Source organism: Chondromyces crocatus (assembly GCF_001189295.1).
In the GTDB taxonomy this organism is placed as follows: Bacteria; Myxococcota_A; Polyangia; order Polyangiales; family Polyangiaceae; genus Chondromyces; species Chondromyces crocatus.
Window position 1 is genome coordinate 8,869,372 of sequence record NZ_CP012159.1, and the last position, 17,214, is coordinate 8,886,585.

Annotated in this window: 17 protein-coding genes; 6 read left to right on the forward strand and 11 right to left on the reverse strand. The window is 69.2% G+C overall.

The window, feature by feature from the left end; genetic code table 11:
- Positions 1 to 124 precede the first annotated feature (124 nt).
- Complete coding sequence (locus CMC5_RS31980; RefSeq protein WP_245677871.1) at positions 125 to 910, forward strand: SDR family NAD(P)-dependent oxidoreductase; 786 nt, start codon at positions 125 to 127, stop codon at positions 908 to 910.
- Positions 911 to 957: 47 nt separating this feature from the next.
- Here CMC5_RS31980 and CMC5_RS31985 read toward each other — a convergent pair whose 3' ends face one another.
- Positions 958 to 1,383: a nuclear transport factor 2 family protein gene (locus tag CMC5_RS31985; protein ID WP_156339016.1), complete on the reverse strand. Its 426-nt coding sequence runs from the start codon at positions 1,381 to 1,383 to the stop codon at positions 958 to 960.
- 127 nt (positions 1,384 to 1,510) lie between these two features.
- Between CMC5_RS31985 and CMC5_RS31990 the strand changes: the two genes are divergently transcribed.
- Positions 1,511 to 2,683 (forward strand): metallophosphoesterase family protein, encoded by a 1,173-nt coding sequence (locus tag CMC5_RS31990; RefSeq protein ID WP_050433952.1) that lies wholly within the window; start codon positions 1,511 to 1,513, stop codon positions 2,681 to 2,683.
- A gap of 63 nt (positions 2,684 to 2,746) precedes the next feature.
- On the opposite strand, the gene recO is transcribed toward CMC5_RS31990, so the two are convergent.
- From recO to tsaB, 5 genes are all read right to left on the reverse strand, one after another.
- Positions 2,747 to 3,499 (reverse strand): DNA repair protein RecO, encoded by a 753-nt coding sequence (recO, locus tag CMC5_RS31995; RefSeq protein WP_050433953.1) that lies wholly within the window; start codon positions 3,497 to 3,499, stop codon positions 2,747 to 2,749.
- A gap of 72 nt (positions 3,500 to 3,571) precedes the next feature.
- Positions 3,572 to 4,009, reverse strand: a complete 438-nt coding sequence (locus tag CMC5_RS32000; protein ID WP_050433954.1) for a helix-turn-helix domain-containing protein — start codon at positions 4,007 to 4,009, stop codon at positions 3,572 to 3,574.
- A 102-nt stretch (positions 4,010 to 4,111) separates the two neighbouring features.
- On the reverse strand, positions 4,112 to 5,116 hold the full coding sequence (locus tag CMC5_RS32005; protein WP_245677873.1) for a tetratricopeptide repeat protein: 1,005 nt from the start codon (positions 5,114 to 5,116) through the stop codon (positions 4,112 to 4,114).
- A 245-nt stretch (positions 5,117 to 5,361) separates the two neighbouring features.
- On the reverse strand, positions 5,362 to 6,048 hold the full coding sequence (locus CMC5_RS32010) for a Crp/Fnr family transcriptional regulator (RefSeq protein WP_156339017.1): 687 nt from the start codon (positions 6,046 to 6,048) through the stop codon (positions 5,362 to 5,364).
- Between the two features lie 185 nt (positions 6,049 to 6,233).
- Positions 6,234 to 6,947: a tRNA (adenosine(37)-N6)-threonylcarbamoyltransferase complex dimerization subunit type 1 TsaB gene (gene tsaB, locus CMC5_RS32015; protein WP_050433956.1), complete on the reverse strand. Its 714-nt coding sequence runs from the start codon at positions 6,945 to 6,947 to the stop codon at positions 6,234 to 6,236.
- 79 nt (positions 6,948 to 7,026) lie between these two features.
- Between tsaB and CMC5_RS46690 the strand changes: the two genes are divergently transcribed.
- The 4 genes from CMC5_RS46690 to CMC5_RS32035 all read left to right on the forward strand — a co-directional run bounded on the left by CMC5_RS46690 (position 7,027) and on the right by CMC5_RS32035 (position 10,594).
- On the forward strand, positions 7,027 to 8,238 hold the full coding sequence (locus CMC5_RS46690) for a hypothetical protein (RefSeq protein WP_179955489.1): 1,212 nt from the start codon (positions 7,027 to 7,029) through the stop codon (positions 8,236 to 8,238).
- Positions 8,239 to 8,307: 69 nt separating this feature from the next.
- Positions 8,308 to 8,514: a DNA gyrase inhibitor YacG gene (locus CMC5_RS32025; protein ID WP_050433958.1), complete on the forward strand. Its 207-nt coding sequence runs from the start codon at positions 8,308 to 8,310 to the stop codon at positions 8,512 to 8,514.
- Between the two features lie 66 nt (positions 8,515 to 8,580).
- Positions 8,581 to 9,405, forward strand: coding sequence for a hypothetical protein (locus CMC5_RS32030; protein WP_050436249.1), 825 nt, complete (start codon positions 8,581 to 8,583; stop codon positions 9,403 to 9,405).
- A gap of 28 nt (positions 9,406 to 9,433) precedes the next feature.
- The gene (locus tag CMC5_RS32035) at positions 9,434 to 10,594 is read left to right on the forward strand and encodes a PrsW family glutamic-type intramembrane protease (protein ID WP_050433959.1); all 1,161 of its coding nucleotides are present in this window, start codon (positions 9,434 to 9,436) and stop codon (positions 10,592 to 10,594) included.
- A 6-nt stretch (positions 10,595 to 10,600) separates the two neighbouring features.
- Here CMC5_RS32035 and dnaJ read toward each other — a convergent pair whose 3' ends face one another.
- The 5 genes from dnaJ to murC form a co-directional block, all read right to left on the reverse strand.
- On the reverse strand, positions 10,601 to 11,686 hold the full coding sequence (gene dnaJ / locus CMC5_RS32040; RefSeq protein WP_050433960.1) for a molecular chaperone DnaJ: 1,086 nt from the start codon (positions 11,684 to 11,686) through the stop codon (positions 10,601 to 10,603).
- A gap of 112 nt (positions 11,687 to 11,798) precedes the next feature.
- The gene (gene ftsZ, locus CMC5_RS32045) at positions 11,799 to 13,067 is read right to left on the reverse strand and encodes a cell division protein FtsZ (RefSeq protein WP_050433961.1); all 1,269 of its coding nucleotides are present in this window, start codon (positions 13,065 to 13,067) and stop codon (positions 11,799 to 11,801) included.
- A 198-nt stretch (positions 13,068 to 13,265) separates the two neighbouring features.
- A complete protein-coding gene (ftsA, locus tag CMC5_RS32050) occupies positions 13,266 to 14,576 on the reverse strand; it encodes a cell division protein FtsA (RefSeq protein ID WP_050433962.1) in 1,311 nt (436 codons plus the stop codon).
- Positions 14,577 to 14,732: 156 nt separating this feature from the next.
- Positions 14,733 to 15,791 (reverse strand): cell division protein FtsQ/DivIB, encoded by a 1,059-nt coding sequence (locus CMC5_RS32055; protein WP_050433963.1) that lies wholly within the window; start codon positions 15,789 to 15,791, stop codon positions 14,733 to 14,735.
- Entirely contained in the window at positions 15,788 to 17,212 is a 1,425-nt protein-coding gene (gene murC, locus CMC5_RS32060; protein ID WP_050433964.1) for a UDP-N-acetylmuramate--L-alanine ligase, read from the reverse strand. Before murC ends, CMC5_RS32055 begins: the two co-directional genes overlap by 4 nt.
- Positions 17,213 to 17,214 lie beyond the last annotated feature (2 nt).

Here is a 17,214-nt window from a genome sequence, read left to right on the forward strand (position 1 = left end):
AGGATGTGCCTGCGAGGGCGAAGGTGCCAGCGTCGTGACACCGAGTTCGGGTCACGACCGGCGAATCAGGAGGAAACATGGTATCCCAGCTCTCCACCGCAGGGGAGGGACCATGGGCGGTCACATGCGAGGCAAGGTCGTGTTGATCACGGGCGCGTCGTCGGGGATCGGGGCGGCGCTCGCCCGCGAGGTCGTGCAACGCGGCGCGCGGCCGGTGCTGGTCGCTCGCCGCAGCGAGCGCCTGGAGGAGCTGTCACGCGAACTCGAGAATGCCGGAGGCAAGTCGCTCCCGGTGACGTGCGACATCCGCAAGGAGGGGGAGATCGAGCGGGCCGTCGGCGCGGCGCGCGAGGTGTTCGGCGGCATCGATGTGGTGGTCGCCAACGCAGGCTTCGGGGTGCTCGGACGCGTGGAGGCGCTGACCCTCGACGACGTGCAGCGCCAGTTCGAGACCAACGTGCTCGGCATGATGCGGACGATCCAGGCGACGCTCGGTGACGTGCGGCAGAGCCGTGGGTGTCTCGCGCTGGTGGGGAGCATGTCCGCGTACATGCCACTGCCAGGGTTCGCGGCGTACAACATGAGCAAGGCGGCCGTGAAGGCGCTGGCCGACACGCTGCGGCTGGAGCTCTTGCGCGACGGGGTCGCGGTGCTGCACGTGGTGCCGGGCCTGGTGCACAGCGAGCTGCCCAAGGTGGACAACCACGGCGTGTTCGATGAGTCGCGGGTGGATCCGGTGGTGCGTCTGAGGGTCCCGGCGCAGGAGGCGGCGCGGGAGATCGTGGATGCGATCGCCGCGCGGCGAGACGAGGCGGTGATCACGCGGCACGGGCGGGTGCTCGCGGCGATGGCGCGCTACGCGCCAGGGCTCACGGGCGCGGCGCTCGGCATGGCGGCAAAGCGGGGCTGACGGCCGTCATCCAGGGGTCACTGGCTGTCCCAGGCGAGGAGCACGACTCACTGGCTGTCCCAGACGAGGAGCACGCGATCCCGGAGGATGCGCCCGTCGGCCTTGCGGGCGAGGTGCTGGGCGATGACCTTGTCGCCGGCGGCGTAGGTGCGCACCTCGGTGAAGGCGATGGCGTCGTCGGTCTCGATCGCGTCGGTGACCTCGATGGACGCGAGCTGTCGTGCCCAGCCCGAGACGGGGTCGTGCAGGATCTCTTGATGAAGGCGTTCGTTGATGGCTTCGCGCCCCTCGGCGAGGTGCGGATGAGAGGGTGGGTCGAGCTGGCTCAGCTCTTCGAGCACGGCGCGCTCGGCATAGAGGTCGGCGAAGGCGTCGAGGTCCTTCTTCGCGAGGGCTCGGCGGATCGTGTCGACGAGGCAAGCCGACGGGTCGGCCACGCTCGGGCTGATGGGCCTGACGTTCTCCATCCTCATGAAGGGTTGCATGGGGCACGAGGTGTGTGGTGTCGAGCGAGGGAGAGGGCGCGAGCGCGGGATGAGGGCGTGGGAGGGGGTCTTGCATCGAGGGGAGGTCTATGGACACAGTGTGAGACGCATGGGTATGCAGCGTCGTACGGTGGTGCTCGCCGACCTTCACCTGGTGCGGTCGACGCCTCCGGAGGTGAGCCAGGATCTGGCACGGCTGCTCGCTGAGCACGCTGGATCGCGGGTGGTGTTCGCCGGGGATCTGTTCGACCTGTCGTCGGAGTCACCCGGGATGGCGCGACCGCGGGCGCTGCGCGAGGCGCTCGGGGTCCACGCCATCGTGCGGTCGGCGCTCGCCGAGCACGTGGATCGCGGGGGTGAGCTGTGGCTCGTGGGCGGCAACCACGACGCCGAGGTGGGCGAAGACGATTTCACCGGGGAGCTGGTGGGAGCGCTGGGTCTGGGGCAGCAGGCGATGGGGCGCGTGCGGACGACGCCGTGGTTCTTCCGGGAGGAGGGCCTGCACATCGAGCATGGTCACCTTTACGATCCGGACAACGCGCCAGCGCACCCGCTGGTCTCGGGGCAGCGCAGCCTGGGCGTGCACTTCGTGGAGGAGTTCATCGCACCGACGGGTGCGCACCGCTACCTGCAGGCGAACGATCAGACGCCGCTCAAGCTCTTCCTCTCGGCGTTCAAGTGGTACGGGCTGCGCGCGCCGTATGTGATCTACCGGTACTTCCACGCGGCGATCAGCGCGGTGATGCAGAGCGGGCCGCTCTACCGCGGTCACGAGGAAGTGGCGGACGGGGAAGCGCGGATCGCGGGGTTCTCGCAGGAGGCCGGGGTGGGTCGTGAGGTGGCCGATGCGCTCATCGGGCTCTCGGCGACGCCGACGATGGAGAGCGTGGCGCGGACGTTCTCGCGGCTGTACTTCGACCGGGTGCTGGCGACGCTGGCGATGGGTGCGGGCGCGACGGGGCTGGCGCTCGGGAAGCGGGGGATCGGGGCGACGTCGCTGGCGGGCGGGGCGATGGCGATGGCGGTGAGCTGGGCTGCCGGGCACAACCGGTACGCGGGAACGGTGTCGGAGCGGCTGGCGACGAGCGCGAAGGGCGTGGCCGAGGCGACGGGCGCGAAGCTCGTGGTGTTCGGTCACACGCACAAGGAAGCGCTGGGGGACCAGTACGCGAACACGGGGAGCTTCTCGTTCCCGCGGGAGGCGCCCGGGCGCCCGTTCGTGGAGATCGAGGGCTCGGCGGCATGGCCACGGGCGGCGTCGCGGTACTTCACGCGGCAAGCGGCCTGACGCGCGACGCCTGGTGACGGGCGCCGGAAAGGCGCGGCGATGAGGAGCGGCGCTGGAGGTCGCTCAGCGGCCGCTGGCGTGGGCGGTGAGCGCACCTTCGACCAGATCGAAGGCGGTGCGCAGGTCGTCGAGGGGGATGGTGCCTTCGCCGCCCTCGGCGATCGCGGCGAGGCGCTCGCGGAGTTCGGCGCGCAAGAGGAGGCGGCCACCACCGCAGGCGCGGCAGACCAGGCCTCCACGGGCAGGATCGGCGAGGGCCGAGGTTCCCTGGGCGCACGCGCGCCCGCAGCTCACGCAGCGGCTGAGGTCGAGGCCCCAGCCGAAGGCGCCGAGGAGGCGCAGGCCGGTGGTGACGAGTGCGGCGTCTGGAGGGAGGGCAGGCGCGTCCGCTTCGGCGGGGCCGCGGCGGGGCGCTTCGTCGAGTTCGTCGAGCAGGCGGTTCAGCTCTCGCCAGACCTCGGGCTCGGCGGTGTGCGCGGGCGCGATGTCACGGACCCAGCGGAGGGCGCGGCCCGCAGCTTCGAGGCGGGCAAGGTTGCTGGTGAGGTGGAGGCGGGGGTGTTCGATGGAGGCCTCCGAGAGGACGCCGAGTTCGGCGCCAGGTCGCTCGTCGAGGGCGAGGCGGAGCAGGTGCATGGGCTCGAGGCCGACGAAACGCTTGGCGGAGCGGCGGGCGCCACGGGCGAGGGCGGCGAGGAGGCCGCGCTCCTCGGTGAAGAACGTCACGACGAGGTCGGCTTCACCGATGGGGACGGCGCGGAGGAGCAGCGCCAGCGTCTGGAGGCGTTCGGTTCTGCGTCGACCGGCGAAGGCCATGGTCTGGAGAGGTGACCGGAAAAGCGGTGACGCGCCCAGCTCCGTCGCGAGAGACGGGAGAAAATTTGGCCCTCAGGCCAGCGGGGCGATACCGAGGGAGTCGACCTGGCCGCGGTCCGCCAGCTCCGGAGGCATGTCGTGGCCGCGCGGTCGAAGCACGATGCTGAGCGCCAGCGTGAACAGGATGAGCAGGAGCACGAACGCGATGGCGACGCCGAAGCGCTTGCCCTGGGTGCGACGCGCGGGCGCGGCGATGGGCAGCGGGGTGACCAGGGCGATGCGGCGGCTCGCGGTGTACCGCGCGAGCACGTCCTCCATCGCGAGCCCGACGGCTCTGGCGTAGGCCTTCAAGAAGCCACGGACGAAGACCTCTCCAGGGAGATCGTCGAAGTGATCCGCCTCGATCCGTTCGATCGAGATGACGGGAATGCGCGTGGCACGGGAGACTTCCTCCACGCTCATCGCCCGGGCTTCACGAGTACGCCTCAGGTAGCGGCCGATCGAGTCCATCCCACTTCACCCATCATCGTGCGTCCATCTACTGACTGCCTTCCTCAAGTTCTCGAAGCTCAGTGACAGTCTCCCGTCCGGGAGTCAAAGCACAATCATCATTCATGGGAAGGCGCGGAGCTGTGCAGCACAGCGCTGTCCCGTCGGCGTCGACGCCGCAATTTCACGGCAACGTTCGTAGTCGGCGCGCGCGTCGTCGCGCAGGCCCTCTCGGAAACTCACCCGCGCCCTCGCCTCGAAGGCGTCTTGCATGCGCTGGCACTCGGGAGATTCGGTCTCGAGCGCGGCGCTGAACGCCTCGCGTGCGAGCGCGAGTTCGTTCCGCTTTTCGTAGGCGAGGCCCAGGCGGTAGTGACCGACGCAGAAGAGTGGCTGCGCGGCGATGGCACGCCGGAGGGCGTCGATCGCGAGATCCGCGTCGCCCTTGAGGAGATACGCCCAGCCGAGGTTACCCCACGATTTCTCGGGGGAAGCATAAAGGATGTCTTCGGCGAGGGGCTTGAGGAGGGTGATCGCCTCGTCGTAGCGCTTCTCGTGGACCAGGATCACGCCGAGCGTGTTCTTGGCGTCGCGCATGTCGGGCTTGATCTCGAGGGTCCGACGCGCCATCCGCTCGGCTTCCTCGAAGCGGCAATCGCTCGACTGCGCGTCCACGGCGCAGAACATGAGCATGATCAGCGCGCCGAGGTGCGCGGCGTCCGCGTTCTCGTCGTCGTGTTCGAGCGCCTTCTCCACGTGATCGAGCGCTTCGCGGAGCCTGTCGTTCTGGAAGGCGTCCCGCGCGAGATCGTACTCGGCAACCGAGCGCTGCTCGCCCCCCTGCCCGGCCTGCGAAGCCGCGCACGCACCGGCCGCGACGAGCATCAGCGGCGACACCAGCACGAAAGCGCCAGCGCTGAACCGCTGTCGCCCTCCTCGTGCAGGTCGTCGCATCTGCGTCATCCGCTCCAGCTCCTCGTGATCCCGCGGTGTGCCGTGAAGTGCGCCGCTCCGGGCCGTATTCCTCGCGCCGCTCCTGGGGTGTCGCGTCGCGAGCGTCGAGGCCGGAATGATCAGGGTCGTGGCCTCAGGGACCCCCTGAGTAAACCAGGCCAACAGTTCAGTCAACCTGCGATTCGGCAGGGAATGACGCTTCGCGCCGTGCGGATGACGCGGTCCATTCCGTCCCGGACCGCGATGCGATAACCTACGCTGGGCTCATTTCATCTTTTGTCGTTGTACGCGACGCCGAACCGCAGCATCGGCGCTGGTAAACGCCGAGCGCTTGGCAGCGTCGGCGCTGGGAAACGCCGAGCGCTCGAGGAACCTCGCACGCCGAGGCGTCGCGACAGGCGTGCATTGCGCCCTTCGGCTCAGCCTTCTCCGCGGATCTCGTCTTTCACGCCGAGCAGGTGGTAGAGCCTGCGCAAGGCGTCGAGATCGGGGATCTCGAGGCGCTCGTCGGAGACGCGCAGGTACTGTCCATCGCGGAGCTGCTGCACGGCGCGCTTCACGGTGTCCACGTCGAGGCCGACGCGGATCGAGAGTTCCATCGGTGAGACGGAGAAGGAGACGGTGCCTCCCGAGCCTTCGTCGCGGGCCTGCTGGGCGAGCTTGAGGAGCGCGTTCACCACCTTCGACTGGGTGTCGGTGAGCATCATGCTCTCGATCTGATCTTCGGCGTCGCGCAGGCGGGCGACGAGCTGCTTGACGATGCGGAGCGCGACGAGGGGGTGGTTCTCGAGCAGGCTCTGGAGCGTCGCCTGATCGAGCGCGAGGGCAACGACCGGAGAGAGGGCGATGGCCGTGGAGGAGCGCGGGACGCCCGTGAGCAAGGCCGATTCGCCGAGCATGTCGCCGGCCTTGAGGACCATGAGGCTGCGCTCTGCGCCGCGCACGCGCTTGATGAGGCGAACACGTCCCTCCTCGATGAGGAAGGACTCGGCGCCGAGATCGCCTTCGCGGAAGATCACCTCGCCCGCGGCGAAGCTGCGGCCGAAGCGCGCACGGAGGCGCTCTGGATCAGGAGGGCTCGCCTTGAGCTGGGGCGCGCTGCTCATGGCCTGACGCGGAGGAGGAGGAGGCGCCGAGGTGCGCGCAGCTTCGGGGGAGAGGGTCGGACGCCTCGCGGGTGCGGGGGAAGGGCCAGGAGCCGGAGGCGGGAGGTCCGCTCTCTCGGCGACGGGCTCGGCGGCGGTCTGGGTCTCGAGGTCCCGAGAGCCTCGGGTCTCAGCAGAGCGAGAGGTCATCGCGGGGGAGCATATCCCGGCTGGGCGGGCTTCGCGTCGGGAGCGCGTACATAGAGTGGCTCGATCGTGGCGGCGTCGTGCTCGTCGCGCGCTCCGGGGTTCGCCGCGAGCCGTCTGGCCGCCAGGCGGCCGATCCAGGTGGCGTGGGGGAGGTCCATGCCCTCACCCCGGACGAGGTGAGGTCGGAGGGCAGGGATTTCCTCGGCAACGGCACCGGCGATGATCAAGCGGGCGCCCGTGGCGAGCTGAGCGAGCAAGGCCGGAACGTCCTCCCGGGGGAGGTGCCGCGGGACCATCCGGAGGGGGGCATCGAGGGCGTCGTAGGCCGCGAGGAAGAGCTCTCCCTTCTTGGCGTCGATCATGGGGACGACGAGATCGCCCGGTGCAGCGGCCGTGTCGAAGGCTGCCGCGGCCATGGCGTCGAGGGAGGAGATGCCCACGGCAGGCGAGCCGAGCGCGAGGGCGATGCCCTTGATGGTGGCCACGCCGACACGGACGCCGGTGAAGGAGCCAGGGCCGATGTCGCACGCGAGGGCTTCGAGGTCTGCTCTGGAGGCCGATGCGTCCCGGAGGGCCTGCTCCACGGCGGAGAAGATGCGTTCGGCGTGGCCCTGGAGATCGTCGTAGGTCGCGGCGGCGAGAACGTGCTCGCCGTCGAGGAGGGCCGCGCTACCGCGGGGCGTGGAGGTGGAGAGGGCGAGGAGCTTCATGGTGGATGGGGCGAGCGACTCGGTGGGGGGCGTGGCAGGATCGGGAACGGTCCGGCGCGGGCGGTGTCTGACAGAACCCGTGAGCACCGGCAATGCCTTCCTGGAGATGTCCGCGATGCGCGATCCACGAGCCCCGTCCGCCGCCCGAGAGGCGCCGGGGTCCGGCGTGTCCGCGCTGGCGGTGGCGCTGTCGGTGGTCGTTCATGCGGCCCTGTTCGGGGCGGTGCACCTGACACCGGCCGGTTCGGTGGAGCACGCCGCCGTGACGCCATTGAAGGAGCCAGCGGACGTCTGGGTGGGTGACACGGCGGCGTTGCCTGGTCCGGCGGTGGGAGATGACGCGGTGCATGAGGTCGAGCTGGACGAGGCGGCCTCGTCGACGCGCGCCGCTCCGGTGATGCCGGTGGGCGAGGCTGCACCTCCGGCCGCAGCGCCGTCGCTCCCGGAGCCTCCCGTTGCAGCGCCACCGCCGCCGCCCGTCGCAGCGCCACCGCCGCCGCCCGCCGCGCCGAAGGAGCAGGAGCCAGCACACGCAGAGTCCCCGAGCGAGCAGAAGGTGGTGACGCCGAAGGAGCAGGAGGCGGTGCCGCAGAAGCCGCCGAAGGTCGAGCAAGCAGCGCCGGAGCCGAAGAAGGCACCCGTGGCCTCTAGCGCGAAGCCAGCGCGCGAGAAGGAAGACGACGATCCGTATGCCGAGGCGAGCCCTCCGCGTCCGAGTTCGTCGGCAGAGGCCAGCGCAGCGGCGCAGCGTCCGGCTGTGTCCAGTGGGGCTTCGGATGCCGAGGGGCGTCGTGAGGGGAAGCAAGCGCAAGGCGGAGGGGCGCAAGGCGCTTTCGGGGCGGAGGGAGTGAGCGGGGTGCGCAGCCTGGGGCGAGCGTTCACGCGGGCGATCCCGCCAGCATGCCAGGCCGATCCTGCGTGGCGCGCGCTGCCCGCTGGAAGCGCAGGGATCGCGCGGATCGTGGTGGAGATCGATGGCGAGGGGCACGTCGCGGGCTGGAAGCCGGAAGGGACGTCGACCGTTCCCGCGCCCCTCGCAGGGCTGGCGCGGCGCACGCTGGCGCTGCTCCGCGCCGGGGTCTTCGCGATGCGCGGGTCGGAGGTGGTGGCCGGGTCGCAGACGCTGGAGATCAGCGCCGAGGTGCTGGAGGGGGCGGCCGGCGATGACCTGGCGTGGAAGTTCGAGGACGGGCAAGGGCGGGCGTCGTTCATTCCGACGGAGGGGCGTCGCATCGACGTTCGGCTGCGCGTGCTCCGGGCGACGACGTCGGATTCGAGGTCGCCCGGCTGACCAGGAGGGACTGTCACGGACGTGCTGCTGCCATGGTCAGCATGACGGTCCGCGCGCTAGGGTAGGGCCATGGCAACGCGTCCCCCCCCCCGGTGTCCCACGTGCGGGCAACCGGTCGAGATTTCCGCCGAGAATGCGGTGTTTCCCTTCTGTACCGCGCAGTGCAAGCTGGTGGACCTCGGTCGATGGCTCGACGGGAGCTACCGGATCCCGGGGGCGCCTGTGGATCCGGAAGAGTTCGGGGGCAGGAACGCCGTTCGGGAAGAGGAGGACTGAAGGATGCGCTTTCGCTTTGCCTGGTCGTCCGTTCGAACTCTGGGCCTCGCGCTGACGCTGGTCGGGATGAGTGTGAGCACCGCTCATGCGCAAGGTCAGCCGTGGACGCAGCCTGCTGGCGCTGGAGTGCCAGCCGCTCCGCCCGGGCAGGCGCCTGCGCCGAGTCCTTACGATCCGTCGATGCAGGCTGGAGGGCTGGCGCCGCCTCCGCCGATGCAAGAGCCGCCGCCAGCGACCGAGGTTCCGCCGAGCGAGACGGAGCAGCGGCTCGACGATGCGAAGAAGGACGACTCGGGGCGTGGGCTGGAGTTCTTCTACTTCAACGTGGAAGGCGGCTTCCAGCAGGTGGGGTTGTCGACGTTCTCTGCCAACGAGGACGAGCTGACGGCGGGTCTGGTGTCGACCTCAGCGAGCGGCGGGATGGTCGGCGCAGGGCTCGGGCTGCGGCTGTTCGCGCTGACGCTGGGGGCGCGGGCGCGCGCCGGGTTCTTCAGCAACTACCAGCTCTTCAGCGTGGGCGGGGAGGTGGGGCTGCACATCCCTCTCGGCCGGCTGGATCCACACATCGATCTCGGCTTCGGCTACGCGGGGCTGGGGAGCGTGACCGGCGCCATCAGCGGTGTGGAGGACGCGGTGAGCATCCGGGGGTTCTACGGGAGGATCGGTGGAGGGCTCGACATCTACCTGACGCGCGTGCTGTCCATCGGCGCCAACGTGAGCGGGGAGCTGATGGGACTGACGCGGCCAGGGCTCTCGGCGGCGCAGGTGGAGCGGCTCCAGAGCGGCTCGGGGGGAGATCCACAGCAGGTGCGCGCCGACGTGCTCGCCGCGGATGGGAGCAGCCTGGGCTCGGCGCTGGCGATCACCGCGGTGATCGGGCTGCACCTGTGAAGTTCGCTCCCACAGTGATCCGTAGCCGTTGAGCGCCATCTCCTGGTTGCTGTGGGGGCTCACTGTCGTCGCACCGGCGGCGGCGTGGCTCGCCGTGCTGCGACGAGAGCGCCCCGCCAGGACCCAGTTCTCCGTCGGGTTGTTCGCGGCGCTCCTCGGCGCGGTGGCGTTCGTTCCGGCGGTCCTGCTCGAGGAGATCTTGCTGCGCTGGGCCGGGCTGGATCGGTACGCGCGCACGGCCGACGTGGCGACGCTCGTCTATGCGCTGCTGGTGGCGGCGCCGCTGGAGCAAGGGCTCAAGGTCGCGGCGGTCGCGCCGCTGGTCCGCACGCGAAAGGTGGTCGAGCCGATCGATGGCGTCGTCTACGCGTCGACGGCAGCGCTGGGCTTCGTGACCGTGCACAACGCCGTCTACCTGTGGGGTCGCGCGCTGCCATCGGTGGACATCGCGCGCGCGCTGCTGGCGCTGCCGGCGCACGTGGCGTTCGCGACGGCGTGGGGCTTCACGCTGGGGAGAGACCGGAGGCGGCGCATCGGGGGGCGCTGGTTCAACGTGGCATGGCTCGGCGCAGCGCTGTTCAACGGGGTGTTCGATCACCTGGTGTTCGCGCGCAGGCCGGTGGCGATGCTGGCGGCGCTGCCGATCTTGCTGTGTGCCGGGGTGATCGCGCTGGTCGCGGTGCAGTCGCTCCTGCGACAAGGAGAGGCGATCTCGGACGCGCGCGTGAGCCGCTTGCTCACGAGCATGACGCCTCCCTCGATCGGGGCGGTTCGCGAGGCGCTGCGTCGCACCGAGCGTCCGGTCACGTTGCGCTGGATCGTCTTCGGGGCGCTGGTGACCACGGGGGTGCTCACGGCGTGCCTCGCGGGCGCGGTCGCCCTGGGGCACCGCGTGGGGATCGACTTTGCGGCCGTGGATCGCGCCGAAGCGCAGGTCGCGGCGATGGTGCCGCTGGTGTTCATCGGGGGCGCCGCGATGAGCGCGTTTCCGATCGCCGGCTACCTCGTGGCGCGGGCGTCGGCGACGCGGAGTGTGCTGGAGCCGGCGATCTCGGCGGCGCTCGCCATCGTCGGATCGCTGGTGCTGCTCGGGCTGGCAGCACCAGTGGCGGTGGTGTTCGCGATCGCCTTCGCGCCAGTCGCGTTCGGCCTGGCGTGCGTCGGCTCGTGGATGGGGATGAGTCGGTGACGGAGCTCAGGCCGTCTTGGCGCCGCGCTTCTCGCCCTTCGCCAGCTCGCTCTGGAACTTCTGCAGCAGGTCCTTGGCTGCGGCCGAAAGCTCTCGAGGGACCTCGACCTGAACGAGGACCTGCAGGGCGCCGCGACCGCGACCATCGAGACGCGGGACACCCTTCCCCTTCACGGGGATGATGTCGTTCGGCTGCGTCCCTGCGGGGACGGTGACGTCGGCCTTGGTCTCGTCGGGGAGCTCGACTTCGATCGTGGTGCCGAGCGCGGCGTCGACGAAGGTCAAGGGGAGGCGGTAGACGAGGTCCGTGCCGTGTCGCTCGAAGCGTTCGTCCGGCAGGAGGTCGACGTCGACGTAAAGATCGCCAGGGGGCGCGCCGGGAGAACCGGGCATCCCCTGGCCAGGAACGCGCAGCCGCTGCCCGCCATCGATGCCGGCGGGGAACGAGACGACGACTTTGCGGGAGCGCTCGACGGCTCCTGCTCCTTTGCAGGCGGCGCACGGGGTCTTCACGATGGATCCCTCGCCGCTGCACTCGGGGCAGGTCTGAGAGAACATCACGAAGCCACGGGCGGTCGAGACCTGGCCTGCGCCGTTGCACGTCCCGCAGGTCTTGCGCTTCGTCCCTGGCTTGGCGCCCGTACCGCTGCACTCGTCACACGGCGCAGGCGTCCGGAGAGCGACCTCTCGCTTGCAACCGCAGATCGCCTCTTTGAGGGTGAGGCGCTGTTGCACGCGGATGTCCTGGCCACGCGCCGGGCCACGGCGGCCTCTCCCTCCTCCTCCGCCGAAGCCGCCGAAGAACTCCGAGAAGATGTCCTGGAAGTGCGAGAAGATGTCGCCGCCTTCGAAGCCGACCGCGCCTTCGAGCCCAGCGTGACCGAACTGGTCGTAGCGACCGCGTTTGTCAGCGTCCGAGAGGACTTGATAGGCCTCAGTCGCCTCCTTGAACTTCACCTCGGCCGATGCGTCGCCGGGGTTTCGGTCAGGATGAAACTTGAGGGCCAGCTGTCGGTAGGCCTTGCGGATGTCGTCAGGAGATGCGTCGCGCGCAACGCTGAGGACTTCGTAATAATCGCGCTTTTCACTCATGGGCGGCCAGAGCGCGGCGAGGGTTCGCCGCGGCGGAGAAAGGACAGGGAGCCGCGCCAGACGATAAGTCGCAGCACGCCGAAGTCAACGCGTCGCTCGTGCGATGCCAACCTTACTGGCCGCGACGCTGGAACGCGGGGGTATCCCAGTCGCCGTCGAGCGGGGGAACGAAGCTCGAGCGATCCCTGGTTCCGCCCGCTGCACCCGCCTGAGCCGGGGCTTGCGAGGGAGCAGCGCGACGTGAGGTCGGGTAACCCACATCCTCACGGGTCGGGGGTCGCTGCGTCAGCGGAGGCGCGTTCATGGCCGCACGGGACGAAAGGGGCGCCGCCGAGGCTGCGATCGGGGAGAGGGCGTGCGTCCCGCTGCGCCCGGTCGAGGAGCTCGTGTACTGCTGCGGGACCTCCACGACGGGATGATCGAAGCCGGTCGCGATGACCGTCACCTTGATCATGTCGCCCATGCTCTCGTCGATGGTCGCGCCGAAGATGATGTTGGCGTCTTCGTGCGCTTGCTCCTGCACGAGGGTCGCAGCCTCCTCGATCTCCTTCATGCGCATGTCGGGGCCGCCGACGATGTTGATGAGCACGCCGGTGGCGCCTTCCACGGAGATGTCATCGAGCAGCGGCGAGCTGACCGCCATCTCTGCCGCGAGGCGCGCGCGCCCCTGGCCCTTGGCGCAGCCGGTGCCCATGAGGGCGCGGCCCATGTTCGACATGACGGTCTTCACGTCGGCGAAGTCGACGTTGACGATGCCGTTCTGCGTGATGAGGTCGCTGATGCCCTTGATGGCCTGGTAGAGCACCTCGTCCGCTTTGCGGAAGGCCTCGACGAACGACAGGTCCTCATCGCCCAAAGAGAGCAGCTTCTGGTTGGGGATGGTGATGAGGGTGTCGACGTGCTCGGCGAGCATCGCCAGACCGAGCTCGGCACGGCGTGCACGCTGCTTCCCTTCGAAGAAGAAGGGCTTGGTGACGACACCGACGGTGAGGCATCCCTCTTCACGGGCGAGCTGCGCGATGACGGGCGCAGCGCCGGTGCCGGTGCCACCGCCCATGCCGGCGGTGACGAACACCATGTCCGCGCCGGCGATCATTTCCTTGATCCGCGTCACGTCCTCGAGCGCAGCCTTGCGGCCCTTCTCGGGATCAGCGCCCGCACCGAGCCCACGGGTGACGCTGGCACCGATGTGCATCTTGGTCGGGGCCAGGCTGGCGCCGAGCGCCTGCGCGTCGGTGTTGACGACGATGAACTCGACCCCTTCGAGGCCGAAATTCATCATCGTGTTGACCGCGTTGCCGCCAGAGCCACCGCAACCGATGACCTTGATGCGGGCTTCGTACCCAGCATGCTCTGGGGCGAACTCGATGGAGAAACTCATGAAATCCTCCCGGGGGATGTGCGTGCAGTCGCTCTGCCCGCCGCCTCGCGGGCTTGGTTTGGAGGCGAGGGCACTTCGCCCTGCGCCGGACTCGCGGTCAAGAGGCGCCTCTTCCTCTTGACGCTGTCACGTTCAAAACCTTGATCAGGACCCGTCGAAACCGCCCTCTCCTAACAACTTTTGGTAGCCCCGTCATGCTCAGAAAGCAGCACGAAGCCAGCTCCAGAATCTCCCCCCAGACTTCGTCTCGATCCGCATCTCTTCTTGAAGTTCGCGGCGCGGCTCCTTGACGATTCTGTCACGACGGGCGTCGATGCGGGTAACCTCAGGCGGCACGGGTGTGAGCGCGCGAGCCTGCGCCAGCGCATTTGCTCCGTACTGAACAAGTCCCACCCCTGTCGCGTACTGGGGGCCAGCGACGAGCTGCGTGATCCCGCGAACGCCCACGGGCACACCCAGCCGCACAGGCATGCCGAGAATTTCCTCGGCAAACTCGGTCATGCCTTCCATGAGCACGCCGCCGCCCGTCAGGACCGCGCCCGCAGAGAGCTGCTCGAGGAGACCCGTGTCCTCGATGCGCTTGCGGATCACAGCGAAGATTTCCTCCACGCGTGGCTCGATGATGTCCGACAGCACACGCCGAGCGGTCCGACGAGGCGGGTGACCGCCGACGCCAGGGACCTCGATTTCTTCATCATCGCCCACCATGCGGCCGAGCGCGCAGCCGAAATTGCGCTTGAGCCGCTCCGCTTCGCCCATGGGGGTGCGCAAGCCCGCCGCGATGTCCGCGGTGACGTTGTTGCCACCTGCGGGAATCACGCTTGCATGGGCGATCCCTCCATCTACATAGAGGAGGAGATCGGTCGTCCCTCCACCCACGTCGATCAGCGCGACGCCGATTTCTTTCTCGTCTTCCGAGAGAACCGACTCAGCGCTCGCAACGGGCTCGAGGACCACGTCTGCAACGGTGAGGCCACAGCGCTCGGCGCAACGGACCACGTTCTGAACGCACGACGTCGCGGCCGTGATGAGGTTGACTTTCGTGCCGAGCCTCACTCCGCTCATGCCCACGGGATCCCGGATGCCGTCCTGGTTGTCGACGGTGAACTCGCGTGGGAGAACGTGCAGGATCTGGCGGTCTGCGTCGACCGGGATTGCGCGCGCACCTTCGAGGACGCGCTCGACATCCAGCCGGGTGACCTCACCGCCCGAGATGGCTGCGACACCATCCGATCCGTGGCAACGGATGTGGCTCCCTGCCACGCCCGCGTAGACGGTGCGGATCTCGACACCGGCCATGGTCTGGGCCGCCTCGATCGCTTCGCTGATCGAGCGGACAGTCCAGTCGATGTTGCTCACCACTCCCTTGCGGAGACCTCGGCAAGGGACGTTCCCTACCCCGAGGATCGTGATCCCATCGGCGTCGACCTCCCCCACGACGGCGCAAACCTTCGTGGTCCCGATGTCCAGGCCGACAACAATCTCGGTGGTCTCCATCCGGCTCTTCATCGCGTGCACAGTCCTCATGCTCGGCGGGAGCCCGGTCACGGAGTCGGCAGAACGCAGGTCATGGCGCTGGGCCACGCGGCCTGGGACCGCTCCCGATTCGGGCAGGGAGGACGCTGACATGCTCCGACCGAATCGGACAAATTTTGGTCGCGGGAGTCATTTCATCCGGACGACGACCCGCTCCGGATGCGCTTCGTTGTCGAGGAAAAGCACGGAAGCGTTCGCCTTCCGCCTGGCGAGCTCGTTCAAGACCTGCGCCGCCTGCGCGACTCTTTCGCGGTAAGGTGGGTTACCCAGGTGCAAGGAGATGCCCTCTTTGCCGATCATGAAGACGAGCGTTCCATCCTTGACGAGATGCAGCTCCTGGACGGGGTAACGGCGAGAGATGCCGGCACGATCGAACTCGTCGAGCACGTCGAGCGCGCGACGCACGGCGAGGACGACGCCAGGGCGATCTTTGGCCACTTGCTCGGGTGAGATGCCGGTGACGACGGGGAGGTCCGCGGGGTCGTCGCCGTCGTGACGCTTGAAGAGATCGCCATCGCGGGTCGCGAGGTAAAGCTCGCCTCCGATGGCGACGAGGGCCTGCGCTTCGCGCTCGACGACGGAGACGTGGATGGTGGAGGGGAGGCGGCGCGTCACCGTCGCCTTCTCGATCCAGGGATCCGCGGAGATCGCAGCCGAGGCCATCGTGGGGTCGAGGGTGAAGATGTTGCTCCCGACCTCGATGCCGCCAGTGGTCGCTACCTCCTGTGCGCTCCGGCGCTGCTCGCCTTCGATGAGCACGGAGCGGATCGCGAAGCGCGGGCTCGACATGACGTATCGACGCGCGCCCCAGCCGACGGCGATCGAGGCGGCGAGGACCACGGCGATGCCGGCCACGACCTGGAGCCAGCGCAAGCCCTGCGGCAGGCGCGCGGGTCGCTTGGGGCTGCGCGCCGGAGCAGCAGCCGTCGGCTCCTCGGGGGGACGAACCGAGACACTGGTGGCAGGCGGCGGCGGGGAGTGCTCGTTCGAGGGCCGTCGCTCGTTCGCCGGCGGTGTCGGTGGCTTCGAGGGGGGCCTGTCGCTGCTCCGCGCGGCGTCCTTCCCCGCGCGGCCCGCGTGACTCGCCGTGGCTCCCGCCTGCTTGGGGGGCGGAGCGGAGCCGTGTTGCGAAGGAGCGACGCGGCGGTTGGGCGGCGGGGGCGCGCTGGAGCGGCGTTGGTTGTTCACGGTTCGGCGGTCTCCGAGCCCGGTGCCGTCCCGCCGGAGCGGGCTTCGAGCTTCGTTCTGAGTTCGCGCACGGCCGCGTTGATGTCGCCAGCGCCGAGCGCGATGACCACGTCACCAGGGCGCACCATGCTCTCCAGCACGGAGGGGAGCTGGTCCTTGTCGCGGACGTAGGTGGCGTCCTGGTGGCCATGCTCGCGGATCGACTGGAGCAAGCGCTCGGCGGTCACGCCCGGGAGGGGGCTCTCTCCGGCAGGGTAGATGTCCGTCATGAGAAGCACGTCCGCCAGGTTGAAGGCGCGCGTGAACTCGTCGAAGAGATCGCGGGTCCTGCTGTAGCGGTGAGGCTGGAACGCCACGACGACACGGTGATCCTCGCCGGGGAAGGCGCGGCGCGCGGCCTCGATCGTGGCGCGCACCTCCGCAGGGTGGTGTCCGTAGTCGTCCACGAGGGTGATGCCACCGAAGGTCCCCAGCACGGAGAAGCGCCGGGCGACGCCGCCGAAGGTCGCAAGTGCCTGCTTCGTCACGTCGAGGGGGACCTCGAGTTCGTCCGCCACGGCGATGGTGGCGAGGCAGTTCAGCACGTTGTGCGCTCCCGGCATTCTGACGGTGAAGCCGCCGAGGGGTTCGCCACGTCGGTATGCGTTGAAGCTGGTCTCCAGGCCCCGGAACTGGATCCCCCGCGCGGCGTAGTCGGCCTGGGGTGACATGCCGTAGGTGACGTGGCGTCGAGGGATGCGGGGCAGGATGTCCTGCACATGGGGATGGTCGAGGCAGAGGACGGCGAGGCCGTAGAAGGGGACGCGCGCCGCGAACTCGATGAACGCTTCCTTGAGCTTCTCGTGAGAGCCGTGGTGATCGAGGTGCTCGGGATCGATGTTGGTGACGACGGCGATGGTGGGGGTCAGGCGCAGGAAGGATCCGTCGCTCTCGTCCGCCTCGGCGACCAGCAGGTCCCCTGCCCCCAGGCGGGCATTGGAGCCGAGCGCAGCCATCTTGCCGCCAACGACCACGGTCGGATCGAGGCCCGCGGCGCGCAGGACGGTGGCCACGAGGGAGGTGGTGGTCGTCTTGCCGTGAGAGCCGGCGATGGCGACGCCGTACTTGACCCGCATGAGCTCGGCGAGCATCTCGGCACGCGCGATCGCCGGGATGCCGAGGGCGCGCGCCTCCAGTAGCTCCGGGTTGGCGGGGTCGACGGCGCTGGAGTAGACGACCACGTCGACGCCGCACACGTTCTCGGCTCGGTGGCCGATGTCGATGCGGACGCCGAGGGTGCGGAGGCGCCTGGTCGTGGAGCCTTCCTTGAGATCGGAACCGGAGACCTCGAACTCGAGCGAGCGCAGGATCTCTGCGAGCCCGCTCATGCCGACGCCTCCGATGCCCACGAAATGGATGTGCCTGACGCGGCCGCGAAACATGA